Source organism: Nonomuraea guangzhouensis (assembly GCF_019396345.1).
GTDB lineage: Bacteria > Actinomycetota > Actinomycetes > Streptosporangiales > Streptosporangiaceae > Nonomuraea > Nonomuraea guangzhouensis.
Genome location: NZ_JAHKRM010000116.1, coordinates 1 through 759 on the forward strand (window position 1 = coordinate 1; position 759 = coordinate 759).

Here is a 759-nt window from a genome sequence, read left to right on the forward strand (position 1 = left end):
TCCCGGGGCAGGGTGCGGATGAACTGCACCATGAGGAAGATGAAGAACGCGTCGGTGGCCAGGAACTTCGGCACGATCAACGGCCAGATCGTGTTGATCCAGTCGAGCTTGGAGAACACGATGTACTGCGGCACGACCGTCACGTGATACGGCAGCATGATCGAGCCGAGCATGAGCGCGAACCACAGCTTCTTCAACGGGAAGTTCAGCCGGGCGAAGGCGTAGGCGGCCAGCGAGCAGGCGACCAGGTTCGCCACCACCGTCAGGGCCGTCAGCACCGCGGAGTTCCACAGGTAGTAGCCGAAGGAGTGCTTGAGCGCGCTCCAGCCCTCGCTGTAGTTCTCCAGCGTGAAGGCGCTCGGCCACAGGCCGGGCTCGCGGAAGATGAGATCCTCCGGCTTCAGCGAACTGGACACCATCCACAACAGCGGATAGAGCATGACCAGGCCGAAGCCGATCAGCAGCAGATGCTTGAGCAGGCGGCTGCCCCGCGGGAGCGGGCGGAACAGCAGCGGAGCCGGCTTACTTCGTGTCGCCATAGAAGACCCAATACTTCGACGCGAGGAAATTCACGCCGGTCAGCCCGGCGATGATGAGCAGCAGGACCCACGCCATCGCGGCCGCGTAGCCCATCTCGTAACTCTTGAAGCCCTTCAGATACAGATAAAGCGTGTAGAACAGCGTCGAGTCGACCGGGCCACCCGTGCCGCTGCTGACGATGAACGACTGGGTGAACGACTGGAACGACTTGATCACCTC

1 protein-coding gene and 1 pseudogene are annotated in these 759 nt (G+C 62.1%); both read right to left on the minus strand.

Going from position 1 to position 759, the window contains the following annotated elements:
- Positions 1–539, minus strand: a 539-nt coding sequence (locus KME78_RS63665; RefSeq protein WP_219539960.1) for a carbohydrate ABC transporter permease, incomplete at its 3' end; no start/stop codon positions are given.
- A pseudogene (locus KME78_RS63670) lies at positions 523–759 on the minus strand (ABC transporter permease); the annotation flags it as partial. The gene KME78_RS63665 and the pseudogene KME78_RS63670, both read right to left, overlap by 17 nt.